We start from the raw sequence: 5,081 nt of genomic DNA, 5'->3' as shown, positions 1-5,081 counted from the left end.
ATCATGACATGTCGGTGCACCGACTATTTTCCACACATAGCCGGGTATTTAATATTAGGGCATTATACCCGGCTATATTTAATACTTCTGAAATCAAATCTGAAAACTTCTAAAGACAATGGAATCAAAAATAATTCTCTGATATAATAAAGGAGCAGATATGCAAGAAAAAGATATAACTCAAAAGATGCTTGAAAGACACAATGATGTTTTTTCGGATATAGTAAATGTATTATTATTTGGCGGGAAGAAAGTGGTGGAGGAAGAATCACTTTTTGATGCAACTACTGACAGCATATTAAAGATAGAGGGAAGAGTACGATTTCAAGACAGGGATGTTGCAAAATACTGGAAAGACAGTCAAATAAATATAGCATTATTTGGGATTGAGAATCAGACAAATCCGGATAAATTTATGCCGCTTAGAGTAATGGGATATGACGGATTGGAGTATACAAGGCAGGTCAGAAAAGAATATGATGGTGAAAATAAATATCCTGTAATCACCTTAGTATTATATCTTGGTTATGATAAAAAATGGATATACCCTAAGAATCTATTTGGAGCTTTAGATATAGATGAAGGACTGAAACCGTATGTAAATGACTATAAAATCAATTTGTTTGAGATAGCATACTTGGATAGAGAAATAATAGATTCTTTTAAAAGTGACTTTTGGATACTTGCAGATTATTTGTATCAAATGAGAGTAAACAGGAATTATGTTGCAGATAAGAAATCAATAGCACATATAGAGGAATTACTAATGCTGATGTTTGCAATGACAGGCGATAAAAGGTTTGAAGAAATCATAGATGAAGCAAATACAAAGGAGGTTGTGAATATGTGTGAAGTATTGGATATAGTTGAGGCCAGAGGAATAGAAAAAGGAATAGAAAAGGGAATAGAAAAGGGCAGAGAAGAAGGTATAGAAAAAGGCAGAGAAGAAGGTGCTGATTTAATAAGCAGGTTAAATACGATACTTGCTAAGGAAGGTGATCTGGACAAGATAATAAAAGCCAATACAGATAAGAAATATCGCAATGAGCTTTTGAAAAAGTACAATCTTTTAAGGGATTACGTAAAGTAAATATATTAATCAAAAACCGCGATACCGACTCGGTACGCGGTTTTTATAATGGGTATTAAAATATTAAATTTGTATGATGAGTTATAAAAATTTAATGCTTTTTATATGGCAATATAACCATAATAAAATCGTCTATATGCACAGTTTTACGAGATAAATTTGTTGAATACGCTAAAATTAATTCAAATACAACGGAACGTGGTATCAGGTATTGCCAATAGGGTAATAGTTAGTATAATGGAATCATCAAACTTTTTACATGATGTTTGGTTTGATATCTATTTTCTTATAGAAAGTAAACTTTCTAATCTGTGTATTCTAAAAATTCTATAAAGTTCTAAACATCATGACATGTCGGTGCACCGACTATTTTCCACACATAGCCGGGTATTTAATATTAAGGGCATTATACCCGGCTATATTTGATACTTCTGAAATCATCTGAAATCAAATCTGAAAACTTCTAAAGACAATGGAATCAAAAATAATTCTCTGATATAATAAAGGAGCAGATATGCAAGAAAAAGATATAACCCAAAAGATGCTTGAAAGACACAATGATGTTTTTTCGGATATAGTAAATGTATTATTGTTTGGTGGTAAGAAAGTGGTAGCGGAAGAAACACTTTTTGATTCCGTTACAGATAGTGTATTAAAGATAGATAAAAGAGTGAGAATTCAAGACAGAGATGTTGCAAAATATTGGAAAGACAGTCAGATAAATATAGCATTATTTGGGCTTGAGAATCAGACAACACCCAATAAATTAATGCCACTTAGAGTTATAAGCTATGACGGCACAGAATATGGTAAACAGTCAAGAACTGAAAATATTGATAAGAAAAAATATCCGGTAATTTCTTTAGTATTATATCTGGGTTTTGAACAGAAATGGTTGTACCCCAAAAATCTGCTTGGAATAATAGATGTTGATGAGAAATTAAAACCATATGTAAATGACTATAAGATCAATTTGTTTGAGATAGCATATCTGGACAGAGAAATAATAGATTCTTTTAAAAGTGACTTTTGGATACTTGCAGATTATTTGTATCAAATGCGGGTAAATAAGAATTATGTTGCAGATAAGAAATCAATAGCACATGTAGAAGAATTGCTAATGCTTATGTCTGCAATGACAGGAGATAAAAGGTTTGAAGAGATTATAGATGAAGCAAACACGAAGGAGGTTGTGAATATGTGCGAAGTATTGGATATAGTTGAGGCAAGAGGAATAGAAAAAGGGATAGAAAAAGGCAGGGAAAAAGGCAGAGAAGAAGGTGCCGATATAATAAGCAGGTTAAATACAATATTGGCTAAGGAAGGTGATCTGGACAAGATAATAAAAGCCAATACGGATAAGAAATATCGAAATGAGCTTTTAAAAAAGTACAATCTTTTAAGGGATTACGAAAAGTAAATATATTGATCAAAAAATCGCGATACCGACTCGGTATGCGGTTTTTATAATAGGTATTAAAATATTAAATTTGTATGATGAGTTATAAAAAATTGATGCGTTTTTTATGGCAATATGACCATAAGAAAATCGTCTATATGCACAGTTTTATAAGAAAAAAATATTTAATACGCTAAAATTAATTCAAATACAACGGAACGTGGTATCAGGTATTGCCAATAGGGTAATAGTTAGTATAATGGAATCATCAAACTTTTTACATGATGTTTGGTTTGATATCTATTTTCTTATAGAAAGTAAACTTTCTAATCTGTGTATTCTAAAAATTCTATAAAGTTCTAAACATCATGACATGTCGGTGCACCGACTATTTTCCACACATAGCCGGGTATTTAATATTAAGGGCATTATACCCGGCTATATTTAATACTTCTGAAAGTAAATGTATTGTTGCGTGACGGAAAGAAAGTTGTCGAGGAAGAAGCACTTTTTGATGCCGTTGCCGAGAAATAATAGATTCTTTTACAAACATACAGGGGCTGAAATGAATTAAATTTATATAAATATATGAATAAATACTTTGATGGGTTGATTTTCAACTCATTTTTATTTTTAAAATCTCGAGTTATTATCAAATTATTAAGATATACTATAAAAATTGTAAGTTCATTTTGCAAATGAAACATTGTACAATTGCATTGTTGAGAAAATCTGAATATCTTTAAAGTTTAAAACTAAAAATTCAATTGTTATGGAGGATTGTTTGTGAAAAAATCAATAATATACGCAAGTATTTTAGCTATGAGTATTTTAGTTGCAGGTTGCGGTAAGGGCGGTGATAAAGCGGACAATAAGGAGAGTAGCAGTGTTGCGGTTGAAACATCAAATGGGGAAACTACTGCAGAGACCACAAAGGCTGAGAGTAAAGTAAATGAAGAAGATTTGAAAGTTCCGGGATATGCGCTTGGTGAGATTCCGGAAATACCGGTTGTGGTTTTGCCATCTCTTGGTGTAGAGGAAGATGATAATGCAAAGATAAAGCTTGATGCAACAAAGGCTCTGGCTTCGGCTAAGGGTATTACAGTAACACCTGTAAAGGTAGAAAACGATCAAGTTATCAGAGGTGCAAGTACAGCTCAATTGGGCGAAAACGGTTCAGGACAGTATAGTGGTGAAAACGTGACTGTTCAAACTGATGGTGACGGTTCAGGACAGTTTTCCGATGCTGAGAAAGGTATTACAATACAAAGAGAAACTGACGGTTCAGGGCAGTATTCAGATATAAATAAAGGAATTACCCTTCAGGTCAATGCTGACGGCTCCGGAACATATACAGATAACCGCTACGGAATGAGCCTTATAGTCGAGGTTGATGGTACAGGTATGTACACAAACAGTCAGAACAGTGTAAATATAACTGTAGATGAGGAAGAAGCAATATATACGGAAGGAAATATTACAATAGAGTTAAGAAAGGACGGTTCAGGAAGTTATGCAGATAGAGGAAAAGGACTTGAGATAGAAAATGACGGAAAAGGTAAAGCTGTTATTACTTATAAGGGTGAAGAGAAGGAAGTTGATGTAAAGCCTTTAGTTTACTCATATAAATTACCATTACTCAGATCAGTTCCGGCAGTTCCGGCAATAGAGGCGAACAGTATAATGATTACTTTAGATTCAGGTGTATTATTTGATGTTGATAAACATGATATAAGACCTGAGGCTAAAGAAACTTTAAACGATCTTGCAAAGATTTTGACAGAGGCAAATATAACCGATTTTGAAATAGACGGACATACCGACTCCGATGCAGATGATGCACATAATCAAACTTTGTCTGAGAATCGTGCAAACTCTGTAAAGAGTTATTTACAGTCTGTGGGTGTAACAGCAAATATTACTACAAACGGATACGGAGAAAGCAGACCGGTAGCGACAAATGAGACAGCTGAAGGAAAGCAGTTGAATCGACGTGTAGAAATTATTATTCCGGTATTATAAAACTTCAGGGGGCTGTGAAATAAGTACCTAAAAGAAATAGGACCATTCGATCATGCGAAAGGTCCTATTTTTGTGGTAAAATTAACTTGCAATGAAAAATTTACACACTAATTATTGTAATTCAAAACAAGGATATTTACCACTGTTTCTTTCAGATTGTTTGGATCTGCTGGATCCTGTTTTAACATTTGACAGATTGATAGGCGGAATCGATTTAAACAAGTATCTGACGGATATTCCGGAGTACACAACCGGACGATTCAGATATAATCCGGTCAACATGTTAAAAACAGTACTTTTCGGATTTATGACTAGCGGTTACTGCTCTCTGAGAGAACTGGAAGACAACTGCAAAGTTAATATCAGGTTCATGTATCTCATGGATCACCGGACTCCGTCATACAGAACCTTTGGATATTTCATCAATGAAATACTTCAAGATAAGGTTGAAAACATTTTTAACGACATCAATCGTGCTATCTTTAACGAGGAGCATGTGGATTTGCAACATATCTACATCGATGGCTCCAAGTTTGAAGCAAACGCAAACAAGTATACCTGGGTATGGAA

General features: G+C 33.8%; 4 protein-coding genes. All 4 read left to right on the top strand.

What is annotated here, in order from left to right:
* Positions 1-160 precede the first annotated feature (160 nt).
* Positions 161-1,090: an Rpn family recombination-promoting nuclease/putative transposase gene (locus HMPREF1140_RS04805; RefSeq protein ID WP_009662772.1), complete on the top strand. Its 930-nt coding sequence runs from the start codon at positions 161-163 to the stop codon at positions 1,088-1,090.
* A gap of 514 nt (positions 1,091-1,604) precedes the next feature.
* Positions 1,605-2,510 (top strand): Rpn family recombination-promoting nuclease/putative transposase, encoded by a 906-nt coding sequence (locus HMPREF1140_RS04800; RefSeq protein WP_009662774.1) that lies wholly within the window; start codon positions 1,605-1,607, stop codon positions 2,508-2,510.
* 765 nt (positions 2,511-3,275) lie between these two features.
* Positions 3,276-4,511: an OmpA family protein gene (locus HMPREF1140_RS04795; RefSeq protein WP_009662773.1), complete on the top strand. Its 1,236-nt coding sequence runs from the start codon at positions 3,276-3,278 to the stop codon at positions 4,509-4,511.
* Positions 4,512-4,602: 91 nt separating this feature from the next.
* A partial coding sequence (locus tag HMPREF1140_RS04790; RefSeq protein ID WP_035619924.1) for a transposase occupies positions 4,603-5,081 on the top strand: 479 nt, incomplete at its 3' end.

It is taken from the genome of Lachnoanaerobaculum sp. ICM7 (assembly GCF_000287675.1).
Lineage (GTDB): Bacteria > Bacillota > Clostridia > Lachnospirales > Lachnospiraceae > Lachnoanaerobaculum.
This window is presented reverse-complemented; position numbering and strand designations above follow the sequence as displayed.

Excerpts from the sequence above, each read along its gene's own strand:
- HMPREF1140_RS04805 (WP_009662772.1), top strand. The coding sequence starts at position 161 with ATGCAAGAAAAAGATATAACTCAAAAGATGCTTGAAAGACACAATGAT.
- HMPREF1140_RS04800 (WP_009662774.1), top strand. The coding sequence starts at position 1,605 with ATGCAAGAAAAAGATATAACCCAAAAGATGCTTGAAAGACACAATGAT.